The sequence below is a fragment of the Citrobacter freundii complex sp. CFNIH4 genome (assembly GCF_002934505.1).
GTDB classification, from domain to species: domain Bacteria; phylum Pseudomonadota; class Gammaproteobacteria; order Enterobacterales; family Enterobacteriaceae; genus Citrobacter; species Citrobacter freundii.
The window spans coordinates 4,330,710-4,351,633 of sequence record NZ_CP026231.1 but is presented as its reverse complement, the minus strand read 5'-3'; the positions used below and the strand labels follow the sequence as shown (position 1 = coordinate 4,351,633).

Genomic DNA, 20,924 nt, shown 5'->3' with positions numbered 1-20,924 from the left:
TGGATAAATCGGGAAGAATCTGTGAGAAACAGAAGATCTCTTTCTCAGTTTACGCTATGATCCGCGGTCCTGATCGTTTCAATGGATCCTGATCGGGTAAAAATTGCAGATAGCAATTCGCACGTCACCCTTTGCATAGGGTCTTGTCGGTGTGCGTCAACAATCATGAATGTTTCAGCCTTTGTCATTTATCGACTTTTGTTCGAGTGGAGTCCGCCGTGTCACTTTCGCTTTGGCAGCAGTGTCTTGCCCGATTGCAGGATGAGTTACCAGCCACAGAGTTCAGTATGTGGATACGCCCGTTGCAGGCGGAACTGAGCGATAACACGCTGGCTTTGTACGCGCCAAACCGTTTCGTGCTCGATTGGGTAAGGGATAAATACCTTAATAATATTAATGGATTACTCAATAATTTCTGTGGAGCGGATGCCCCACAGCTGCGCTTTGAAGTCGGTACTAAACCCGTCACGCAAACGCTGAAAACGCCGGTCAACAACGTTGTTGCGCCCGCCCACGTGACTCAGCAAGTGCAACCACAACGTGCTGCTCCGGCGGCGCGTCCAGGCTGGGATAACGTCCCGGCTCCGGCAGAACCTACCTATCGTTCTAACGTCAACGTCAAACACACGTTTGATAACTTCGTTGAAGGTAAATCTAACCAACTGGCGCGCGCGGCGGCACGTCAGGTGGCGGACAATCCTGGCGGCGCCTACAATCCGTTATTCCTTTATGGCGGTACGGGCCTGGGTAAAACTCACCTGCTGCACGCTGTCGGTAACGGCATTATGGCGCGTAAGCCAAACGCCAAAGTGGTGTATATGCACTCCGAGCGTTTTGTGCAGGACATGGTCAAAGCCCTGCAAAACAATGCGATCGAAGAGTTTAAACGCTACTACCGTTCCGTTGACGCGCTGCTGATTGACGATATCCAATTCTTCGCGAATAAAGAGCGATCGCAGGAAGAGTTTTTCCACACCTTTAACGCCCTGCTGGAAGGCAATCAGCAGATCATCCTGACCTCGGATCGCTATCCGAAGGAGATCAACGGCGTTGAAGATCGTCTGAAATCCCGTTTTGGCTGGGGACTGACTGTCGCGATCGAACCGCCTGAACTGGAAACGCGTGTTGCGATCCTGATGAAAAAAGCCGACGAAAACGACATTCGTCTGCCGGGTGAAGTAGCGTTCTTTATTGCCAAGCGTCTACGCTCTAACGTACGTGAGCTGGAAGGCGCACTGAACCGCGTGATCGCCAACGCCAATTTTACCGGCCGGGCGATTACTATCGATTTCGTGCGTGAAGCGCTGCGCGATCTGCTGGCTTTGCAGGAAAAGCTGGTCACCATCGACAATATCCAGAAGACGGTGGCGGAGTATTACAAAATCAAAATTGCGGATCTGCTTTCTAAGCGTCGATCTCGCTCGGTAGCTCGTCCGCGCCAGATGGCGATGGCGCTGGCAAAAGAGCTCACTAACCACAGTCTGCCGGAAATTGGCGACGCGTTTGGTGGGCGTGACCATACTACCGTGCTTCATGCCTGCCGCAAGATTGAGCAGTTGCGTGAAGAAAGCCATGATATTAAAGAAGATTTCTCCAATTTAATCAGAACATTATCTTCGTGACGCTATGAAATTTACCGTTGAACGTGAACATTTATTAAAACCGCTTCAGCAGGTCAGCGGCCCGCTGGGTGGACGTCCTACACTGCCGATCCTCGGAAACCTGCTGCTGCAGGTTGCTGACGGCACCCTTTCGCTTACCGGTACCGATCTCGAAATGGAGATGGTGGCGCGCGTGGCGCTGATCCAGCCTCATGAACCTGGTGCGACCACCGTTCCGGCGCGTAAATTCTTCGATATTTGCCGTGGATTACCAGAAGGGGCGGAAATTGCCGTTCAACTGGAAGGCGACCGTATGCTGGTGCGTTCTGGCCGCAGCCGTTTCTCGCTGTCTACGCTGCCTGCCGCCGACTTCCCGAATCTGGACGACTGGCAGAGCGAAGTCGAATTCACCCTGCCACAGGCGACAATGAAGCGCCTGATTGAAGCCACGCAGTTTTCGATGGCGCATCAGGACGTGCGTTACTACTTAAACGGCATGCTGTTTGAAACCGAAGGGGAAGAGTTGCGTACCGTGGCGACCGACGGTCACCGCCTGGCGGTCTGTTCAATGCCTGTCGGTCAGCCGTTGCCTAGCCATTCGGTGATCGTACCGCGTAAAGGTGTGATTGAACTGATGCGTATGCTCGACGGCGGCGATAACCCGCTGCGCGTGCAGATTGGCAGCAACAATATTCGTGCGCACGTTGGTGACTTCATCTTTACTTCCAAGCTGGTTGACGGTCGTTTCCCGGATTATCGCCGCGTATTGCCGAAGAATCCGGACAAACATCTGGAAGCCGGTTGCGATATCCTCAAACAGGCGTTTGCGCGTGCGGCGATTCTCTCCAACGAGAAATTCCGTGGCGTGCGTCTGTATGTCAGCGAAAACCAGCTCAAAATCACTGCCAACAACCCGGAGCAGGAAGAAGCAGAAGAAATTCTGGATGTTTCCTATCCTGGTACTGAACTGGAAATCGGCTTTAACGTTAGCTACGTGCTTGACGTTCTGAACGCGCTGAAGTGCGAGAACGTACGTATTCTGCTGACCGATTCCGTATCGAGCGTACAGATTGAAGATGCAGCGTCACAATCTGCAGCCTATGTCGTCATGCCTATGCGCTTGTAAAGAATATCGGGCTATCTTACTTGTTATTCTGGCTCCGGGCAGTGCTCGCAATCCTCACGTACTTCAGTACGCTCCGGTTGCTGTGCGCTGGCCGTAACCAGACTAACTGCGACGATAACGCCCTGGTTATGAGTTGATATGTCGCTATCCCGACTCCTGATTAAAGATTTCCGCAATATTGAAAATGCGGATCTCGCTTTATCTCCCGGCTTTAACTTTCTGGTAGGCGCTAACGGCAGCGGCAAAACCAGCGTGCTGGAAGCTATCTATACGCTCGGCCATGGTCGGGCGTTTCGCAGTTTGCAGATTGGCCGCGTGATTCGCCACGAGCAGGAGTCGTTTGTTTTACACGGGCGTTTGCAGGGTGAAGAACGTGAGACGTCGATTGGCCTGACGAAAGACAAACTGGGTGACAGCAAAGTGCGCATTGACGGCACTGACGGGCACAAGGTCGCGGAACTGGCGCACCTGATGCCGATGCAGTTGATCACGCCTGAGGGGTTTACTTTACTCAATGGCGGCCCCAAATACAGAAGAGCATTCCTTGACTGGGGATGCTTTCACAATGAAGCCGGATTTTTCACCGCCTGGAGTAACCTGAAGCGACTGCTCAAGCAGCGCAATGCAGCGCTGCGCCAGGTGAGTCGTTATGAGCAACTGCGCCCGTGGGATAAAGAACTGATCCCACTGGCGGAACAAATCAGCACCTGGCGCGCGGAGTACAGCGCCGGTATCGCGCAGGATATGGCGGATACCTGCCAGCAGTTTCTTCCCGAGTTTTCTCTCTCCTTCTCTTTCCAGCGCGGCTGGGAGAAAGAGACAGATTACGCCGAAGTGCTGGAACGTAGTTTTGAACGCGATCGCATGTTGACCTACACCGCGCACGGTCCGCATAAGGCGGATTTCCGCATTCGCGCCGACGGTGCGCCGGTGGAAGATACGTTGTCGCGTGGGCAGCTCAAGCTGCTGATGTGCGCCTTACGTCTGGCGCAAGGGGAGTTCCTGACCCGCGAAAGCGGACGGCGCTGCCTGTACCTGATAGATGATTTTGCCTCTGAACTGGATGATGCGCGTCGCGGGCTGCTGGCCAGCCGCTTAAAAGCCACGCAATCTCAGGTCTTTGTCAGCGCAATTAGCGCTGAACACGTTATAGACATGTCCGATGAAAATTCGAAGATGTTTACCGTGGAAAAGGGTAAAATAACGGATTAACCCAAGATAAAATGAGCGAGAAACGTTGATGTCGAATTCTTATGACTCCTCCAGTATCAAAGTCCTGAAAGGACTGGATGCGGTGCGTAAGCGCCCGGGTATGTATATCGGCGACACGGATGACGGCACCGGTCTGCACCACATGGTATTCGAGGTGGTAGATAACGCTATCGACGAAGCGCTCGCGGGTCACTGTAAAGATATCGTGGTAACGATTCACGCTGACAACTCCGTGTCCGTTACCGATGATGGCCGTGGTATCCCAACCGGTATTCACCCGGAAGAGGGCGTTTCGGCAGCGGAAGTTATCATGACCGTTTTGCACGCAGGCGGTAAATTCGATGATAACTCCTATAAAGTTTCCGGCGGTCTGCACGGTGTGGGTGTTTCCGTCGTTAACGCCCTGTCACAGAAGCTGGAACTGGTGATTCGTCGTGAAGGCAAAGTGCATCAGCAAACTTACGTGCACGGTGTGCCGCAGGCGCCGCTGGCAGTAACTGGCGAAACAGAAATGACGGGGACTCAGGTCCGTTTCTGGCCAAGCCACGAAACCTTTACCAACGTCGTTGAGTTCGAATACGACATTCTGGCGAAGCGTCTGCGTGAGCTGTCATTCCTGAACTCCGGCGTCTCTATTCGTCTGCGCGATAAGCGCGACGGCAAAGAAGACCATTTCCACTACGAAGGTGGCATCAAGGCGTTTGTTGAATACCTCAACAAAAACAAAACGCCGATCCACCCGAATATCTTCTACTTCTCCACCGAAAAAGACGGTATCGGCGTTGAAGTTGCGCTGCAGTGGAACGATGGTTTCCAGGAAAACATCTACTGCTTCACCAACAACATTCCGCAGCGTGACGGCGGTACTCACCTTGCAGGTTTCCGTGCGGCGATGACCCGTACCCTGAACGCCTACATGGACAAAGAAGGCTACAGCAAAAAAGCCAAAGTCAGTGCCACCGGTGACGATGCCCGTGAAGGCCTGATTGCCGTTGTTTCCGTGAAGGTACCGGATCCGAAGTTCTCCTCACAGACCAAAGACAAGCTGGTCTCCTCTGAGGTGAAATCGGCGGTAGAACAGCAGATGAACGAACTGCTGAGCGAATACCTGCTGGAAAACCCGTCTGACGCGAAAATCGTTGTCGGCAAAATTATTGATGCTGCGCGTGCCCGTGAAGCTGCACGTCGCGCGCGTGAAATGACCCGTCGTAAAGGCGCGCTGGACTTAGCGGGTCTGCCGGGCAAACTGGCGGACTGTCAGGAACGCGACCCGGCTCACTCTGAACTGTACCTGGTGGAAGGGGACTCAGCGGGCGGCTCTGCGAAGCAGGGTCGTAACCGTAAGAACCAGGCGATTCTGCCGCTCAAGGGTAAAATTCTTAACGTTGAGAAGGCGCGTTTCGACAAGATGCTCTCTTCTCAGGAAGTGGCGACGCTGATCACCGCGCTGGGCTGCGGCATCGGTCGCGACGAGTACAACCCGGACAAACTGCGTTATCACAGCATCATCATCATGACCGATGCGGACGTCGACGGCTCGCACATCCGTACGCTGCTGTTGACCTTCTTCTATCGTCAGATGCCGGAAATCGTTGAGCGCGGCCACGTTTACATTGCACAGCCGCCGCTGTACAAAGTGAAGAAAGGCAAGCAGGAACAGTACATCAAAGACGATGAAGCGATGGATCAGTACCAGATCTCTATCGCCCTTGATGGCGCCACGCTGCACACCAACGCCAGCGCACCAGCCCTGGCGGGTGAAGCGTTAGAAAAACTGGTTTCTGAATACAACGCGACGCAGAAAATGATTGGCCGTATGGAACGTCGTTTCCCGAAAGCGCTGCTGAAAGAACTGGTTTATCAGCCGACGCTGGCTGAAGCCGATCTGGCTGATGAAGCGAAAGTCACTGCCTGGGTGTCCCAGCTGGTTAACGTACTGAATGAAAACGAAGTTCACGGCAGCACCTGGAACAGCTTTGTGCGTAAAGACGCTGAACTGAACCTGTTCGAGCCGGTGATCCGCGTGCGTACCCACGGCGTTGATACCGATTATCCGCTGGAGCATGAATTTGTGACCGGTGGCGAATATCGTCGTATTTGTACGCTCGGCGAGAAGCTGCGTGGACTGATCGAGGACGATGCGTTTATCGAACGTGGCGAACGTCGCCAGCCGGTTGCCAGCTTCGAGCAGGCGCTGGAATGGCTGCAGAAAGAGTCACGTCGCGGCCTCGCTATCCAGCGTTATAAAGGTCTGGGCGAGATGAACCCGGAACAGCTGTGGGAAACCACCATGGATCCGGAAAGCCGTCGTATGCTGCGCGTTACCGTGAAGGATGCGATTGCTGCCGACCAGCTGTTCACCACGCTGATGGGTGATGCCGTTGAACCGCGTCGCGCGTTTATCGAAGAGAACGCCCTGAAAGCGGCGAACATCGATATCTAACATGTATCTCAGGCCTGCTCCTGTAGGCCTGATAAGCGAAGCGTCATCAGGCAGTTCGTTTACGTTTGCCGGCTCAGGCCTTATCCGGCCTACCATCGATTGTCAAAAGGGGAATCTCGATTCCCCTTTCTATCCCCCTTTTCGTAGCTGTTTTTTGAGCGGAATCGCGTTAGCATGAGGACGGACTCATTTAATCCGGGGAACTCATGGCTATCAAACTTATTGCTATCGACATGGATGGCACACTTCTGCTGCCCGATCACACCATTTCACCTGCGGTCAAAACGGCGATTGCCGCAGCGCGCGCGCGTGGCGTGAATGTGGTGCTGACCACGGGACGCCCGTATGCCGGCGTTCACAGCTATCTGAAAGAACTACATATGGAACAGCCCGGTGACTACTGCATTACCTACAACGGTGCGCTGGTGCAGAAAGCTGGAGATGGCAGTACCGTAGCGCAAACTGCGTTAAGCTATGATGATTATCGCTATCTGGAGCAGCTTTCCCGGGAAGTTGGCTCACATTTCCACGCCCTCGATCGCAACACGTTGTATACCGCGAACCGTGATATCAGCTACTACACGGTGCACGAATCGTTTGTCGCGACCATCCCGCTGGTGTTCTGTGAAGCCGAGAAAATGGATCCAGAAACCCAGTTCCTGAAAGTGATGATGATTGATGAACCGGAGATCCTCGATAAAGCCATCTCGCGCATCCCAGCAGAAGTAAAAGAGAAGTACACCGTATTGAAAAGTGCGCCGTATTTCCTCGAAATCCTCGATAAACGCGTCAATAAAGGCACTGGCGTAAAATCGCTGGCCGATGCGTTAGGTATTAAAGCCGAAGAGGTGATGGCGATAGGCGATCAGGAAAACGACATCGCGATGATTGAATACGCAGGCGTGGGTGTTGCCATGGACAACGCTATTCCATCAGTCAAAGAAATAGCCAACTTCGTGACCAAATCCAACCTCGAAGATGGCGTCGCGTATGCCATTGAGAAATTTGCGCTGAATTAAGAAATTATGGGCAAGTGCCTTGTTTCATTTGCCCTGTTTCAGCCATGATTTGTGGTGCTGAATGGTCTCCCTGGGGAATATGCGCCACGCCGCTGCGCATAATCCATTTACGGGAAAATGCCGACGTCAGGGCTCGGCTTTTCAGGATTTTGCCATACAGTTTGAGACGTAACCTGTGGGTGGCTTTACGGTAAGCGTGATTCATATCTGGCGTATCCCGCAGCAGTACTGATTTGAGGATCTCCGCGCTGTCCAGCGCATAGCTAATCCCTTCCAGCGAGCTGGCGCTGATAAAACCGGCCGCTTCGCCAATCAAAAACGCATTGTCTTCACCGCAGACGAAATCCTTCCAGCGTGAGGGGAACAGCACCGTACATTTTTCACTTTTCACCGGTTTGCCGAACTGGAAATGGAACGCTTTCAGCTTCTCCTTCAGCGCGTCAAAGCGTGCCTGTCCGTCCTTCATGGGGTAGGCGCCACCAAAGATAAAATAGCCATCTTTGCTGATACTCCATGAATAACAGTCAGTTGCATCGTTATCAAAAATACAGGAATAGAACGGCACAGGATGTTTCTCCGCAAACCATTGTTGAATAGCGACATATTTACGGATTTGGTGCTGGGGATAGAGATGACGGCGCACCAGTGAATTCGCACCGTCTGCCCCCACCAGATAACGCGCGGTGATCTGCTGCTCCCAACCGTCGGCGCGGAAGATAACATGCCATTTATCGCCCTCGCGCCAGATTTTCCGACACAGGCTGTCGTGGTACACCTGCACATCATCAGGGATGAGAGATTTAAGCCATAAATCAAAAGCATGGCGGTTGATATTAATGTAGCTGCGCTGGTAGTTACGCGTCAAAGAAGCGGCAACATCAATAGTTTTAACGCTAAAAATCTGCGGGTTGGCGATGACATCAACGGGTAAGGTTATACCATCGCGGATAAACGAACGCTGGGCGTCCGGGGCCAGCAGACCGCCGCAGGGTTTAGTGAAACCTTCGTTGCCGCACTGGCGTTTTTTATCCAACGCAATCACGCGCATTTTTCCGCTCAACTGCCGCGCCAGCGCTGCGCCTGCCGGACCTAATCCGATAATCGCCACGTCAAAATGTTCCATCTTTCTGTCCGCAAAAATGAAGATGGCGATACGCTAAAGCCTGAAAGTGAAGTGCTTGTGAAGTATGATTGCTTTAATCGTCTTGTATCAGGGCATCCCATGAAGCAAATCACCTTTACGCCGCGTAATCATCAGCTTACCAATATTAACACCTGGACACCGGACAGCCAGTGGCTGGTCTTTGATGTGCGTCCTTCTGGCGCCTCCTTTACCGGTGAAACAATTGAGCGCGTCAATATCCATACTGGCGAACTGGAGGTGATTTACCGGGCTACTCAGGGAGCGCACGTTGGCGTGGTGACCGTTCATCCAAAGTCGGAAAAATATGTATTCATTCATGGGCCTGAAAATCCTGATGAAACATGGCATTACGACTTCCATCATCGTCGTGGGGTGATTGTTACGCAGGCTGGGGTGGAGAATCTGGATGCGATGGATATTACCGCGCCGTACACGCCAGGCGCGCTGCGTGGCGGGAGTCATGTGCATGTCTTTAGCCCAAACGGTGAGTTTGTCAGTTTCACCTATAACGACCATGTTTTGCATGAGCGCTCGGCGGCGCTGGATTTACGCAACGTCGGCGTGGCTGCACCGTATGGGCCGGTGAAGGTCTTCGCGCAGCATCCGCGTGAATACAGTGGCAGCCATTGGTGCGTGCTGGTGAGCCAGACGACACCAACGCCAAAACCGGGTAGCGATGAGATTAACCGTGCCTATGAAGAGGGCTGGGTAGGAGAAAACAGGCTGGCGTTTATCGGCGATACGTTGTCAGTGAATGGCGAAAAAGTACCGGAATTGTTTATTGTCGATTTGCCACTGGATGAAAACGACTGGAAACAGCCGGGGGACGCGCCTCTGGAGGGGACTGACATGACCATGCCTGCGCCGCCATCCGGTATTTGTCAACGTCGCCTGACGTTTACCCATGAGCGCGTCTTCCCGGGGCTAGTGAATCAACCTCGCCATTGGGTACGCAGTAATCCAAAGGCGTCTGAGATTGCGTTTTTAATGCGTGATGACAGCGGTATTGTGCAGTTATGGCTGATTTCCCCACAGGGGGGAGCACCGCGTCAGCTTACCCAATGCACTACGAATATTCAGTCAGCCTTAAACTGGCACCCATCGGGGAAATGGCTGGGATTTGTACTGGAGAACAGAATTGCTTGTTGTGATGTTCAAACGGGCAAGATTGATTTTTTAACGGAACGGCATGGTAACCCGCCGTCGGCCGATGCGATCGTCTTCTCCCCTGATGGTCGACAGGTTGCGTGGATGGAAGACGTCGAGGGTTTCCGCCAGCTGTGGGTGACTGAAACCGGGCGTTAACTTATGGAGCGGACATTTCTGCCGGGGGAATAACGGCGTTCGTGGCCTGGGTTCTCTCCTCGCTCTTTTCTACGCGGGATCTCACCGAGTTGTCTTTGCGAAAGAGATCCCACGGTAGCAATACCGTATCGAGCACCGCGGTGAAAGGCATATCCAGAATCGCCAGTGACTTGGTTCCCCAGTTCGTATCACTTTCGCTAATCATTGTGGCACTGGCTCGCGTGCCAGGATATGTCCCTTCTTTGCCACCGGTATGCGACATGATGCTGGAACAGCCGCTTACAAACGCCATCCCACTACACATCGTCAGTGTTACCAACATTTTTTTAATCATCATTTATTCATCTGTATTTATCGTGTTTGCATGGTGAGTTAAAGCGATCCGTTGCGAAAATAACATCACCATTTCGTCGCACTGTGGCGGCCATCGCGATTTAACGAGAACAACTGCTCCCCCCAGTGTATGCAATAGACAACAAACTGCAAAAAAAGTCAGATGAATACGCTTGAAAAGTTTGTATTAAGACCCATTTTTAGAGTGTAGACAAATGAAGGGCATGCCTGATGGGTGTCCTGGCTACCTGACCTGTCCATGATGGAAGGTCAATTATTCTCGCTGATTTCAGGAGCTATTAATTATGCGTAACTTTGATTTATCCCCGCTGTACCGTTCTGCTATTGGTTTTGACCGTCTGTTTAACCTGCTGGAAAACAATCAGGGCCAAAGCAATGGCGGCTACCCTCCGTACAACGTTGAGCTGGTAGACGAAAACCATTACCGCATTGCAATTGCCGTTGCCGGTTTTGCCGAAAGCGAACTGGAAATTACTGCCCAGGATAATCTGCTGGTGGTGAAAGGCGCCCATGCGGACGATCAAAAAGAACGTACTTACCTGTATCAGGGTATTGCCGAGCGCAACTTCGAACGTAAGTTCCAGTTAGCGGAGAACATTCATGTTCGCGGCGCAAACCTGGTAAATGGTCTGCTGTATATCGATCTTGAGCGCGTGATTCCTGAAGCGAATAAGCCGCGCCGCATCGAAATCAACTAATTCTATAGGCCGCTTCAGGCGGCCTTGCTAAGTCATCGGCTTGCCGTCAGGGAGCCGAAAGGTACCTACTCGCTTCTTAGAAGGAGATTATTATGCGTAACTACGATTTATCCCCACTGCTGCGTCAATGGATCGGTTTTGACAAACTGGCCAATGCTTTGCAAAACACCGGTGAAAGCCAGAGCTTCCCGCCTTATAACATCGAAAAGAGCGATGATAACCACTACCGCATTACCCTTGCGTTAGCCGGTTTCCGCCAGGAAGATTTGGATATTCAACTGGAAGGTACGCGCCTGACCGTGAAAGGTACGCCGCAGCAGCCGGAAAAAGAGACCAAATGGTTGCACCAGGGGCTGGTCATTCAGCCGTTCAGCCTGAGCTTTACGCTGGCTGAAAATATGGAGGTCTCCGGCGCAAGCTTCACTAACGGCTTGCTGCATATCGATTTGACCCGGAATGAACCTGAAGCCATTGCTCCACAACGTATCGCTATCAGCGAACGTCCCGCATTAAATAGTTAAATAGCTCCTTGCCTTTGCCCCGCCAGAAATGACGGGGCTTTTTTGTGCTTTACCACCCATACATTGCGACTGTACTCTGCGAGAATCCATTTACTTAATGATGTTATTCACAGGGAACAGGATAATGAGTGATATAGCATTGACGGTCAGCGTTCTGGCATTAGTGGCGGTTGTCGGATTATGGATCGGCAACGTAAAAATACGTGGTGTGGGTTTTGGCATCGGAGGTGTACTGTTCGGCGGTATTATTGTCGGGCATTTTGTCGATCAGGCAGGGATGACCCTGAGCGGCGATATGCTGCATTTTATTCAGGAATTTGGCCTGATCCTGTTCGTCTACACCATCGGTATCCAGGTCGGACCGGGCTTTTTTGCGTCATTGCGCGTTTCGGGCCTGCGGCTGAATCTGTTTGCCGTGCTGATTGTCATCATGGGTGGCCTGGTCACCGCGATTCTGCATAAGCTTTTTGCCATTCCTCTTCCCGTGGTACTGGGTATATTCTCCGGGGCGGTCACCAATACCCCAGCGTTGGGTGCCGGGCAGCAAATTCTGCGCGATCTGGGTACCCCTGGCGATGTGGTAGACCAGATGGGGATGAGCTATGCCATGGCTTATCCTTTCGGCATTTGCGGAATTTTACTCACCATGTGGCTGATGCGCCTTATTTTCCGCGTTAACGTCGATGCTGAAGCCCAGCAGCATGAATCCACGCTAACCAACGGGCACGCACTGATTCAGACGATGAACATCCGTGTGGAAAACCCAAACATCAACAATATGGCAATTCAGGATGTCCCGATTCTGAACAGCGACAAAATCATCTGCTCGCGTCTGAAACGGGACGAGACATTGATGGTGCCGTCGCCAGGGACAGTTATCCAGATGGGCGACCTGCTACACCTGGTCGGGCAGCCAGCCGATCTGCACAACGCGCAGGTGGTGATTGGTCAGGAGGTGGACACATCGTTGTCGACGCGCGGGACTGATTTACGCGTTGAGCGCGTGGTGGTGACCAACGAACAAGTGCTGGGTAAACGTATCCGCGATCTGCACTTTAAAGAACGTTACGACGTGGTGATCTCCCGCCTGAACCGTGCGGGGGTTGAACTGGTAGCCAGCAGCGACGCTAGCCTGCAATTCGGGGACATCCTCAATCTGGTTGGGCGCCCTTCGTCGATTGACGCCGTTGCTAATGTTGTCGGTAACGCGCAGCAAAAACTGCAGCAGGTGCAGATGCTGCCGGTATTTATCGGTATCGGACTGGGTGTTCTGCTGGGGTCAATCCCGCTGTTTATCCCGGGTTTCCCGGTGGCGTTGAAGCTGGGGCTGGCCGGTGGGCCGCTGATTATGGCTTTGATTCTTGGACGTATTGGCAGCATCGGTAAGCTGTACTGGTTTATGCCTCCCAGCGCTAACCTGGCGCTGCGAGAGTTGGGTATCGTACTGTTTCTCGCGGTGGTTGGTCTGAAGTCAGGCGGTGATTTTGTTCATACCCTGACGCAAGGCGATGGCTTGAGCTGGGTGGGCTACGGTATTTTCATTACCGCGATTCCGCTCATTACCGTGGGCTTGCTGGCACGGATCTTCGCCAAAATGAACTATCTGACGCTGTGCGGCATGCTGGCCGGCTCAATGACCGATCCTCCTGCGCTGGCGTTTGCTAACAACCTGCATGCCACCAGCGGGGCGGCTGCGCTCTCCTACGCCACCGTTTATCCGCTGGTCATGTTCCTGAGGATTATCACCCCGCAATTGCTGGCGGTGCTCTTCTGGGGATTAGGTTAAAACTGACTTATCCGGCCTGCATCTCCTGTAGGCCGGATAAAACGCAACTCGCCATCCGGCATTACAAACACCCTCTCTCTTTTCCATTGTCTCATCACCAGACTCGCCCTTTCGTTTGAGAATCAGGTTCATACTCCTTAACTGTTCCGGTATAACGATCAGATAACAATATTTAAGGAGCTGTCATGAAGATTTCTCGCCTTGGGGAAGCACCGGACTATCGCTTCTCGTTGGCAAATGAACGTACCTTTCTGGCGTGGATCCGCACCGCGCTCGGATTTCTGGCGGCGGGGGTTGGCCTTGATCAACTTGCCCCGGATTTTGCCACGCCGGTCATCCGTGAGGCGCTTGCCTTGTTGCTGTGTCTGTTTGCCGGCGGTCTGGCGATCTACGGCTACCTGCGCTGGCTACGTAACGAAAAGGCAATGCGACTGAAAGAGGACTTGCCCTACACCCACAGCCTGCTGATTATCAGCGTTATGCTGACTATTGTGGCAGTGATTGTCATGACGCTGGTGCTGTATGCCGGATAGCCGCAAATCGCGACGTATCGCCGACCCGGGGTTACAACCGGAGCGAACATCGCTGGCCTGGTTTCGTACCCTGCTGGGTTATGGTGCGTTAATGGCGCTGGCGCTGAAGCACAACTGGCATCAGGCGGGCTTCCTGTTTTGGGTTTCAATTGTGGTGCTGGCGATGGTGGGAATCGTACTTTGGCGCTATACCCGCAGCCGTAATCTGATGGATGTTACACATAGCGATTTTTCTGAATCTCGTGCGGTGCGTGACAAATTTATGATCTCCCTCGCGGTGTTATCCCTCGCAATACTGTTTGCTGTAACGCATGTTCGCCAACTTATCGTATTTATCGGGAATTTTGCATGACAGGATGTGAGAACATGGATGTTAGTGATGATGTTTTAAACGTGGTGATTGACCACCAGAAGTGTTTACAACCAGTTGAAGTGTACCGTGGTTTGCAACAAGGAAATGTTCGCCTGGTACAGTTTATTCCGCTGGTTAAGCACGATGGCTCAGGTCATCTGACAGACGAATCGGTTACGTCTGAGGCGTGGGGCCGATTTTTAATTACGATATTTGATATCTGGGTACGTGAAGATATTAATCAGATATCTATCCAGCTTTTCGACAAAACGCTCCGCCAGTGGTGTGGTCTGGCAGCACAGATTGAACGACAGACCATGTCATCAATAAATACGCGTTGCCAGACATGCTCATTGTTTCAATATTACCATGGTGATTGTCCTGCGTACTGCGAGGAAAATGGAAAGGGCGTGCTGTGTGCAGGATATCAGGCTTTCTTCAATCATACCGCACCGCATATGCGCGTGATGCGTGACCTGCTTAAGCAGCATCGCTCACCGATAGAGCTGATGGCGATGCTGCGTTAAGCTCAGCGGTATTTAACGTCCTTTGGCCAGATACTGCGCCATTTCAGCTTCCGGCACCATGCCGCCGCCGGTCGCCCACACCAGGTGCGTGGCGTTATTGAGCTGATCCGCGCTGAAGCCATGCATCTGCTGGTAAGCCTTGGAGGCGCAAACGTGCTGAGGGCCAGCCATGCCTGCCAGCGCCGATGGCTCAAGACGAATGCTTTCTTCCTGCGCCAGCCAGCCCAGCATATCGTACATTGTCTGATCGTCCAGGGTGTACAGACCGTCGAGCAGACGTTCCATCGCCCGGCCAACAAAGCCCGATGCGCGACCCACCGCCAATCCATCCGCCGCCGTCAGGTTATCGATGCCGATATCTTGTACGGAAATGGTATCGTGCAGCCCGGTGTAAATCCCCAGCAGCATACACGGTGAATGAGTCGGTTCAGCGAAGAAGCAGTGCACGTTATCGCCGAATGCCAGCTTCAGGCCAAATGCCACGCCGCCAGGGCCGCCACCGACACCGCACGGTAGGTAGACAAACAGAGGATGATCGGCATCCACCACGCGCCCCTGCTGCGCAAACTGCGCTTTCAGACGCTGACCAGCCACCGCATAGCCTAAGAACAGCGTGCGGGAATTTTCATCATCGATAAAGAAGCAGTTCGGATCGGACTCTGCCGCTTTGCGACCCTGTTCAACCGCCACGCCGTAATCTTCTTCGTACTCCACCACCGTTACGCCGTGGCTGCGCAGTTTGGCTTTTTTCCACGCGCGGGCATCAGCAGACATATGGACCGTAACGTTGAAGCCGATACGGGCGCTCATGATGCCAATCGACATCCCCAGGTTGCCGGTGGAGCCAACCGCGATGCTGTACTGGCTGAAGAACTGTTTGAACTCCGGCGAAAGCAGAACACGGTAATCGTCTTTGGTGGTCAGCAGACCGGCTTCCAGCGCCAGTTTTTCCGCATGGGTCAGTACTTCATAAATGCCGCCACGCGCTTTAATCGAGCCTGAAATCGGCAAATGACTGTCTTTCTTCAGCAGGACTTCGCCGTTAATGTGTTGCCCGAACTCTTTTTCCAACCGTTTTTGCATGGCAGGGATTGCGGCCAGCTCAGATTCGATAATGCCCCCGGTGGCGGCGGTTTCCGGGAAGGCCTGCGCCAGATACGGTGCGAAGCGCGTCAGACGCGTGTGGGCGTCCTCAACGTCGTGTGCTGTCAGGCCAACATACGGTAAACCTTCCGCAAGAGAGGTGGTGCCAGGGTTAAACCAGGTTGTCTCTTTCAGAGCCACCAGATCTTCCACTAAAGGATGCTGGGCGATAAGTGTTTGAATGTTTTCCATAGTCAGTCTCTTCGCGCTTAGATAATAAAGGAAAGCAGGAATGTGCAAGCCAGTGCAATAACGGACGCGATAAATGTCGCGGTCGTATAGTATTTGAACGTTTCATTCAGGGTGGCGCCGCAATACTGCTTCACCAGCCAGAACAGGGAATCGGTGACGATCGTGCAGCCAATAGCGCCGGAACCGATGGCAATGGCGATGATCTCCGGGCTTACGTTAGGGTAGAGTGGCAGCATCGGTGCCACGATTGCCGTTGCGCCCATCATCGCCACCGTGGCAGAGCCTACCGCCGCATGCAGAATCAGAGCGACCAGCCACGCCAGTAGAATCGGGTGCATATGCATGTTTGAGAGGATCAGCGCCAGAGTATCCGCCAGCCCGCTGCTCTTGAGAATAGCGTTGAATGCGCCGCCTGCGCCGATAATCAGCAAAATGTTAGCAATCGAGCCAAAACCGTTTTCGGTGTGGGTCAGCAGCGCACCCATACCGATGTGCTGACGCAGACCGAGAATGTAATAGGCTACGAAAACGGCGATAAACATCGCGGTGATCGGGTTACCAATAAACTCCAACAGCGTATACAGCGTACTGCCTTTCGCCATGTTCAGCTCAGCGACGGTTTTGACCAGCATCAGGCCAATCGGCAGCAGTACGGTAAACAGCGTCGCGCCCAGCGATGGCAGCGTGCTTTCATCACGCACTTTCAGGTCGGAAAACTCAGCCGGTACTGGTTTAAATGGCAGACGGTTACCGAGGAATTTCAGGTACAGCGGCCCACCGACAAGCGAAGCCATTAAACCCACCAGTAAGCCGTAGACAATCACGGTGCCAATGTCTGCGCCCAGCTTATTCGCCACGAACAGAGCGGCCGGATGCGGAGGTACGACGCAGTGTACCGCCATCAGCGCCGTACACAGCGGAATCGCCAGCTTCAGTAATGAGGTATTGGTTTTTTTAGCAATCGAAAAGGCCAGTGGAATCAACAGCACCACGCCGACCTCAACGAACAGCGTGATCCCGCAAATTAGCCCGACCAGCACCATAATGACGTCGGCGGAAAGCCAGCGGCAGCGCTGCAGCGTCAGACCGATGCGTTCGGCCGCGCCGGACACTTCCATCATTTTGCCCAGAATGGTCCCAAGGCCGATAACCGCCGCGAGGAAGCCCAGCGTACCACCGATGCCGCTCTCAATGGCATTGACCATATCCAGCGGCCCCATCCCCATCATCGTACCCACGAAGAAACTGGCTAACAGCAGCGCCAGAAACGGGTGGAGTTTGAACTTCACGATGGTCAAAACGATTAACACGATGCTTATCAGCAGCGTGCTCACAACCCAGATTTGAGAGTGCATAGCTCACCTTGCCCTGTGATTAATATAAGGTTATTGGACAAAAATAAGGCACCGTCTGACAAACGATATAAATCTCCTTTCACATGAGCTAGATTGCATCAAGTGAGTGATTTATGTCTAATTACGCTATGTTTATGCGATATGGTTCACCTTGATTCATCTTTATGCTGATTTTTGCAGCGAAGTTTTTTACACTCCGGCGAATGAATCAGGAGGACAGGAGGTGAGTTTGGATCCCCTACGCGAGGTCAGAAACCGGCTGCTCAATGGCTGGCAGCTGTCAAAGCTGTATACTTTTGAAGTGGCGGCCCGGCATCAGTCGTTTGCGCTGGCGGCAGATGAGCTGTCGTTAAGCCCCAGCGCCGTCAGCCATCGCATTAATCAACTGGAAGATGAACTGGGCATTCAGCTGTTTGTCCGTTCGCACCGTAAAGTGGAACTCACCCACGAGGGTAAGCGGGTATTCTGGGCGCTGAAATCGTCGCTGGATACGCTGAATCAGGAAATCCTCGATATTAAAAATCAGGAGTTGTCCGGGACGCTCACCGTTTACTCTCGACCTTCTATCGCCCAGTGCTGGCTGGTTCCGGCGCTCGGTGACTTTACCCGTCGCTACCCGTCAATTTCACTGACCATCCTGACCGGAAACGACAACGTCAATCTGCAGCGTGCCGGGGTCGATCTGGCTATCTATTTTGACGATGCGCCCTCCGCGCAGCTTACGCACCACTTCCTGATGGATGAAGAGATCCTGCCGGTATGCAGCCCGGACTACGCTCGCCGCCATGACCTTACCGGTTCGTTAGTTAATTTGCCGCACTGCACCTTGCTGCACGACAGACAGGCATGGAGTAACGACTCAGGAACCGATGAATGGCACAGCTGGGCGCAGCATTTTTCGGCGAATTTGCCGACATCATCGGGGATTGGTTTCGATCGTTCTGATTTAGCGGTAATTGCCGCCATGAACCATATCGGCGTGGCGATGGGCCGAAAGCGTCTGGTGCAAAAACGTCTCGACAGCGGAGAACTGGTCGCGCCTTTTGGCGATATGGCGCTGAAATGCCATCAGCATTACTACATCACCACGCTGCCCGGCAGGCAGTGGCCGAAAATCGAGGCGTTTATTAGCTGGCTTCAGGAACAGGTAAAATAAGCGGACCGCGAATATTTTTTACGCTTTCTCTCTACACGGAAAGTGAAAAAGCGTGCTAAATACGTGATATCACTCCTGATGATTTGCGTAAGGACGACCGTGTTAAAGCCGATTATTTCCCTTTTACTGTTGGCCAGCGCCACCGTGTGTGCCGCGCAACCTGCGCTGACGGCGGCGCAGTATGCGCAGCAGCTTGGCGTTGGGATGGACGTAGATTGGGCGCGCACCGATCGGGGTATCCGTGAATTCGATCAGCTGGTAGTGCGGGACTACAAGGCGAAAGGGTTGGCCCACGTACGCATTCGCGTAGCGGGAGAGCCTACGGAGGCGCGGCTGATTCATCTGCGCAAGCTGGTGGAAGCCTGTGAGCAGTATGGCGTGATCCCGATCATTGCCTATCAGGCAGACGAATATAAAAAAGACCCCAGCGCCGGGAACGAAAAAGAGGTGGTTAACTGGTGGGTGGCGGTGGCGCATTACTTTGGTCAACGCTCGCCGTTGCTGGGTTTTGACCTGATCTACGACCCCTCTGATAAGCTCAACCATAATCAGGCGTCGCTCAATCGCGTGTATGACAAAACCATTCGAACTATCCATGCCATCGATCCACAGCGAATGATTTTTATCGCGCCGAAACTGCATGCCGCTCCGGAAGATTTGGCCAACCTAAAGCTGCCGCCGCAAAGTCAGAATACGGTGCTGGCCCAATGGCATATTTTTCCGTGGGGACCGCTGAAAAATAACGGCAAATATCCGTGGACCTCAGGGACTGCGGCAGAAAAGGCCGCCATTCGCGCCCGTATCAATACCGCCATTCATTGGCAGCAGAAAACCGGGCATGTCAGTTGGGTAGGGGGCTGGTCGCCGGGAGAAACCGTCAAAAACGCGCCTTCTGCCTCGCAAATGGCGTTTGCCCGCTTTATGGCGTGCGAGCTGAAAAAAGCGAAAATTCCCTATGCTATCAATGCGGATACGCAGTTCTATGATGGTGAGGAGGGGGCCTGGCGTCCGGCGCTGGAGCCGTTACTGACGACGATTATCGCGCCAGAATGCGAAAAGCCCGGCGATAAGCCGGGCCATCATACGCTTAAACCGCCTGTCCCTGATGCGACACGCGTGACGCCAGCGGAAGCCAGCAAACAAAAATCAACAGCCCCATAAGGGTCATCAGCAGGCCCAGACTGGCTTGCCCGGTCTGCGGCAGCATGGCAGAGAACCACGCCAGCACGCCGGAACCAATGTTCTGTAATCCCCCAACCAGCGCGCCAGCAGTGCCTGCCAGGAACGGGAAAGGCTCCATTGCACCGCTGGTTGCCAGCGGAAACAACATTCCGGCGCCGAAGAAAAATAGTGCGGCAGGAACCAGCAGCGTCCAGACGTTCATCACGTCAAACAGCCCTGGGATCCACATCATTAAACCCGCTACCAGACAGCAGGTCACCGACTGCCACATTAGCGTCGAGAAACGTTTATTCGGGCGACCGGCGAACCATGCGCCGAAAAACGCCGCCGGGATGGGCAGGATAAACAGGATACTGACCACCATGCTGCTTAGACCGAGACGTGCGCCCAATAATACTCCGGAGCAGGCCTCAAAGACCGCAACACCCGCCAGACCACCGATCAACATCAGCACGTAACAGGTGAAAGCGCTATTACCAAACAGGGTTTTGTAGCTGGCGATCAGCTGTGGACGCGGCGCACCTGCAGGGCGCGTTTCCGGCATCCAGCGTGCCATGCTAAACGTCACGCCCGCACACAGAATCAACAGAAAAATATAGCAGGCGCGCCAGTTCCACACTGTATCCAGCACACCGCCAATCAGCGGAGCTAACAGCGGACTGACCAGAATCCCCATGTTTAACAGACTATTGGCGTGGCGCAGTTGCGTGCCTTCGTACAGATCGCGCGGTAACGTTCGCGCCATCACTCCGCCGACGCCCGTTCCCATCCCCTGGATGGCACTGGCGATAATCAGTACCGTCAGGCTATGCGTGGTAATCGCGACCAGCGTGGCCAGCATAAAAATAGACATCCCGGCGAGGATAACCGGGCGGCGGCCAACGCGGTCTGAAAGGGGACCGTAAACCAGTTGTGATAGACCATAGGTCAACAGATAGGCGGCCATTACGCTTTGCACCGCCCCTTCGCGAACGTTCAGTTCACGCGCCATATCAGCAATCGCGGGGATATAAATGGTTTGCGCCATCTGACCTACCGCCACCAGTAATACCAACATCAACAACAAATTGACGCTTCTATGCCTTTTCATTTCGCTGATTACTTTTAAAAAAGAGAAAAAAGAAGAATAAGGTGCTGCACTTTCCCGTAAATGCGCGTGGAATCTACCACAACAGAAAAAGAAGGCCAGATAGTGGGCTGGAATGTCTATGTGATGGACGGCAGGAAATGTAAACAAAAAGCGGCAACAAATGTTGCCGGATTGCATCGGGTTTA

The 20,924-nt window shown here is 53.3% G+C and carries 19 protein-coding genes and 1 other annotated feature; of the genes, 14 read left to right on the top strand and 5 right to left on the bottom strand.

The genetic code is table 11. From position 1 onward, the window contains the following. Positions 1–218 precede the first annotated feature (218 nt). The 5 genes from dnaA (at position 219) to yidA (ending at position 7,401) form a co-directional block, all read left to right on the top strand. Complete coding sequence (dnaA, locus tag C2U41_RS22295) at positions 219–1,622, top strand: chromosomal replication initiator protein DnaA (protein WP_003023861.1); 1,404 nt, start codon at positions 219–221, stop codon at positions 1,620–1,622. Positions 1,623–1,626: 4 nt separating this feature from the next. Continuing rightward, a complete protein-coding gene (gene dnaN / locus C2U41_RS22290) occupies positions 1,627–2,727 on the top strand; it encodes a DNA polymerase III subunit beta (protein ID WP_003023863.1) in 1,101 nt (366 codons plus the stop codon). A gap of 138 nt (positions 2,728–2,865) precedes the next feature. Beyond that, on the top strand, positions 2,866–3,939 hold the full coding sequence (gene recF / locus C2U41_RS22285; RefSeq protein WP_003844434.1) for a DNA replication/repair protein RecF: 1,074 nt from the start codon (positions 2,866–2,868) through the stop codon (positions 3,937–3,939). A 28-nt stretch (positions 3,940–3,967) separates the two neighbouring features. Beyond that, positions 3,968–6,382 (top strand): DNA topoisomerase (ATP-hydrolyzing) subunit B, encoded by a 2,415-nt coding sequence (gene gyrB / locus C2U41_RS22280; protein WP_003844435.1) that lies wholly within the window; start codon positions 3,968–3,970, stop codon positions 6,380–6,382. A gap of 206 nt (positions 6,383–6,588) precedes the next feature. Next, positions 6,589–7,401 (top strand): sugar-phosphatase, encoded by an 813-nt coding sequence (gene yidA / locus C2U41_RS22275; RefSeq protein WP_003840602.1) that lies wholly within the window; start codon positions 6,589–6,591, stop codon positions 7,399–7,401. Positions 7,402–7,405: 4 nt separating this feature from the next. Here yidA and cbrA read toward each other — a convergent pair whose 3' ends face one another. Continuing rightward, on the bottom strand, positions 7,406–8,524 hold the full coding sequence (gene cbrA / locus C2U41_RS22270; protein WP_032937118.1) for a colicin M resistance lipid reductase CbrA: 1,119 nt from the start codon (positions 8,522–8,524) through the stop codon (positions 7,406–7,408). Positions 8,525–8,623: 99 nt separating this feature from the next. Between cbrA and C2U41_RS22265 the strand changes: the two genes are divergently transcribed. Then, positions 8,624–9,850 (top strand): DUF3748 domain-containing protein, encoded by a 1,227-nt coding sequence (locus tag C2U41_RS22265; protein ID WP_032937120.1) that lies wholly within the window; start codon positions 8,624–8,626, stop codon positions 9,848–9,850. A gap of 1 nt (position 9,851) precedes the next feature. Here C2U41_RS22265 and C2U41_RS22260 read toward each other — a convergent pair whose 3' ends face one another. Then, positions 9,852–10,184 carry a YceK/YidQ family lipoprotein gene (locus tag C2U41_RS22260; protein ID WP_003023879.1) on the bottom strand — a complete coding sequence of 111 codons (333 nt, stop codon included), beginning with the start codon at positions 10,182–10,184 and terminating at the stop codon, positions 9,852–9,854. Between the two features lie 238 nt (positions 10,185–10,422). Beyond that, positions 10,423–10,495 (top strand) — a sequence feature (ROSE (Repression Of Heat Shock gene Expression) occurs in the 5'-region of heat shock genes and acts as an RNA thermometer to modulate expression.). Between C2U41_RS22260 and ibpA the strand changes: the two genes are divergently transcribed. The 6 genes from ibpA to C2U41_RS22230 all read left to right on the top strand — a co-directional run bounded on the left by ibpA (position 10,489) and on the right by C2U41_RS22230 (position 14,621). After that, a complete protein-coding gene (gene ibpA, locus C2U41_RS22255; RefSeq protein WP_003023882.1) occupies positions 10,489–10,902 on the top strand; it encodes a small heat shock chaperone IbpA in 414 nt (137 codons plus the stop codon). Its footprint overlaps the feature before it by 7 nt. A 92-nt stretch (positions 10,903–10,994) precedes the next feature. Continuing rightward, positions 10,995–11,423, top strand: coding sequence for a small heat shock chaperone IbpB (gene ibpB, locus C2U41_RS22250; protein WP_003840609.1), 429 nt, complete (start codon positions 10,995–10,997; stop codon positions 11,421–11,423). Between the two features lie 124 nt (positions 11,424–11,547). Next, the gene (locus C2U41_RS22245; RefSeq protein WP_032950587.1) at positions 11,548–13,209 is read left to right on the top strand and encodes a putative transporter; all 1,662 of its coding nucleotides are present in this window, start codon (positions 11,548–11,550) and stop codon (positions 13,207–13,209) included. 185 nt (positions 13,210–13,394) lie between these two features. Continuing rightward, positions 13,395–13,742: a YidH family protein gene (locus C2U41_RS22240; protein WP_003023888.1), complete on the top strand. Its 348-nt coding sequence runs from the start codon at positions 13,395–13,397 to the stop codon at positions 13,740–13,742. Then, a complete protein-coding gene (locus tag C2U41_RS22235) occupies positions 13,732–14,094 on the top strand; it encodes a DUF202 domain-containing protein (protein WP_003023890.1) in 363 nt (120 codons plus the stop codon). The genes C2U41_RS22240 and C2U41_RS22235 overlap by 11 nt, the downstream gene beginning before the upstream one ends. A 14-nt stretch (positions 14,095–14,108) precedes the next feature. Further along, positions 14,109–14,621 carry a radical SAM protein gene (locus C2U41_RS22230; RefSeq protein ID WP_103848851.1) on the top strand — a complete coding sequence of 171 codons (513 nt, stop codon included), beginning with the start codon at positions 14,109–14,111 and terminating at the stop codon, positions 14,619–14,621. A 12-nt stretch (positions 14,622–14,633) separates the two neighbouring features. On the opposite strand, the gene dsdA is transcribed toward C2U41_RS22230, so the two are convergent. Further along, on the bottom strand, positions 14,634–15,956 hold the full coding sequence (dsdA, locus tag C2U41_RS22225; protein WP_103848852.1) for a D-serine ammonia-lyase: 1,323 nt from the start codon (positions 15,954–15,956) through the stop codon (positions 14,634–14,636). A 17-nt stretch (positions 15,957–15,973) separates the two neighbouring features. Further along, positions 15,974–17,311 (bottom strand): D-serine transporter DsdX, encoded by a 1,338-nt coding sequence (gene dsdX / locus C2U41_RS22220; RefSeq protein ID WP_103848853.1) that lies wholly within the window; start codon positions 17,309–17,311, stop codon positions 15,974–15,976. Between the two features lie 229 nt (positions 17,312–17,540). Here dsdX and dsdC point away from each other — a divergent pair, with 229 nt between their 5' ends. Then, positions 17,541–18,467 (top strand): DNA-binding transcriptional regulator DsdC, encoded by a 927-nt coding sequence (dsdC, locus tag C2U41_RS22215; protein WP_003023900.1) that lies wholly within the window; start codon positions 17,541–17,543, stop codon positions 18,465–18,467. 78 nt (positions 18,468–18,545) lie between these two features. After that, positions 18,546–19,628, top strand: a complete 1,083-nt coding sequence (locus C2U41_RS22210) for a cellulase family glycosylhydrolase (protein WP_103848866.1) — start codon at positions 18,546–18,548, stop codon at positions 19,626–19,628. Here the strand turns inward: C2U41_RS22210 and emrD are convergent. Continuing rightward, the gene (gene emrD / locus C2U41_RS22205) at positions 19,555–20,739 is read right to left on the bottom strand and encodes a multidrug efflux MFS transporter EmrD (RefSeq protein WP_044714253.1); all 1,185 of its coding nucleotides are present in this window, start codon (positions 20,737–20,739) and stop codon (positions 19,555–19,557) included. The two genes, C2U41_RS22210 and emrD, sit on opposite strands and share 74 nt — an antisense overlap. Between the last annotated feature and the right edge of the window lie 185 nt (positions 20,740–20,924).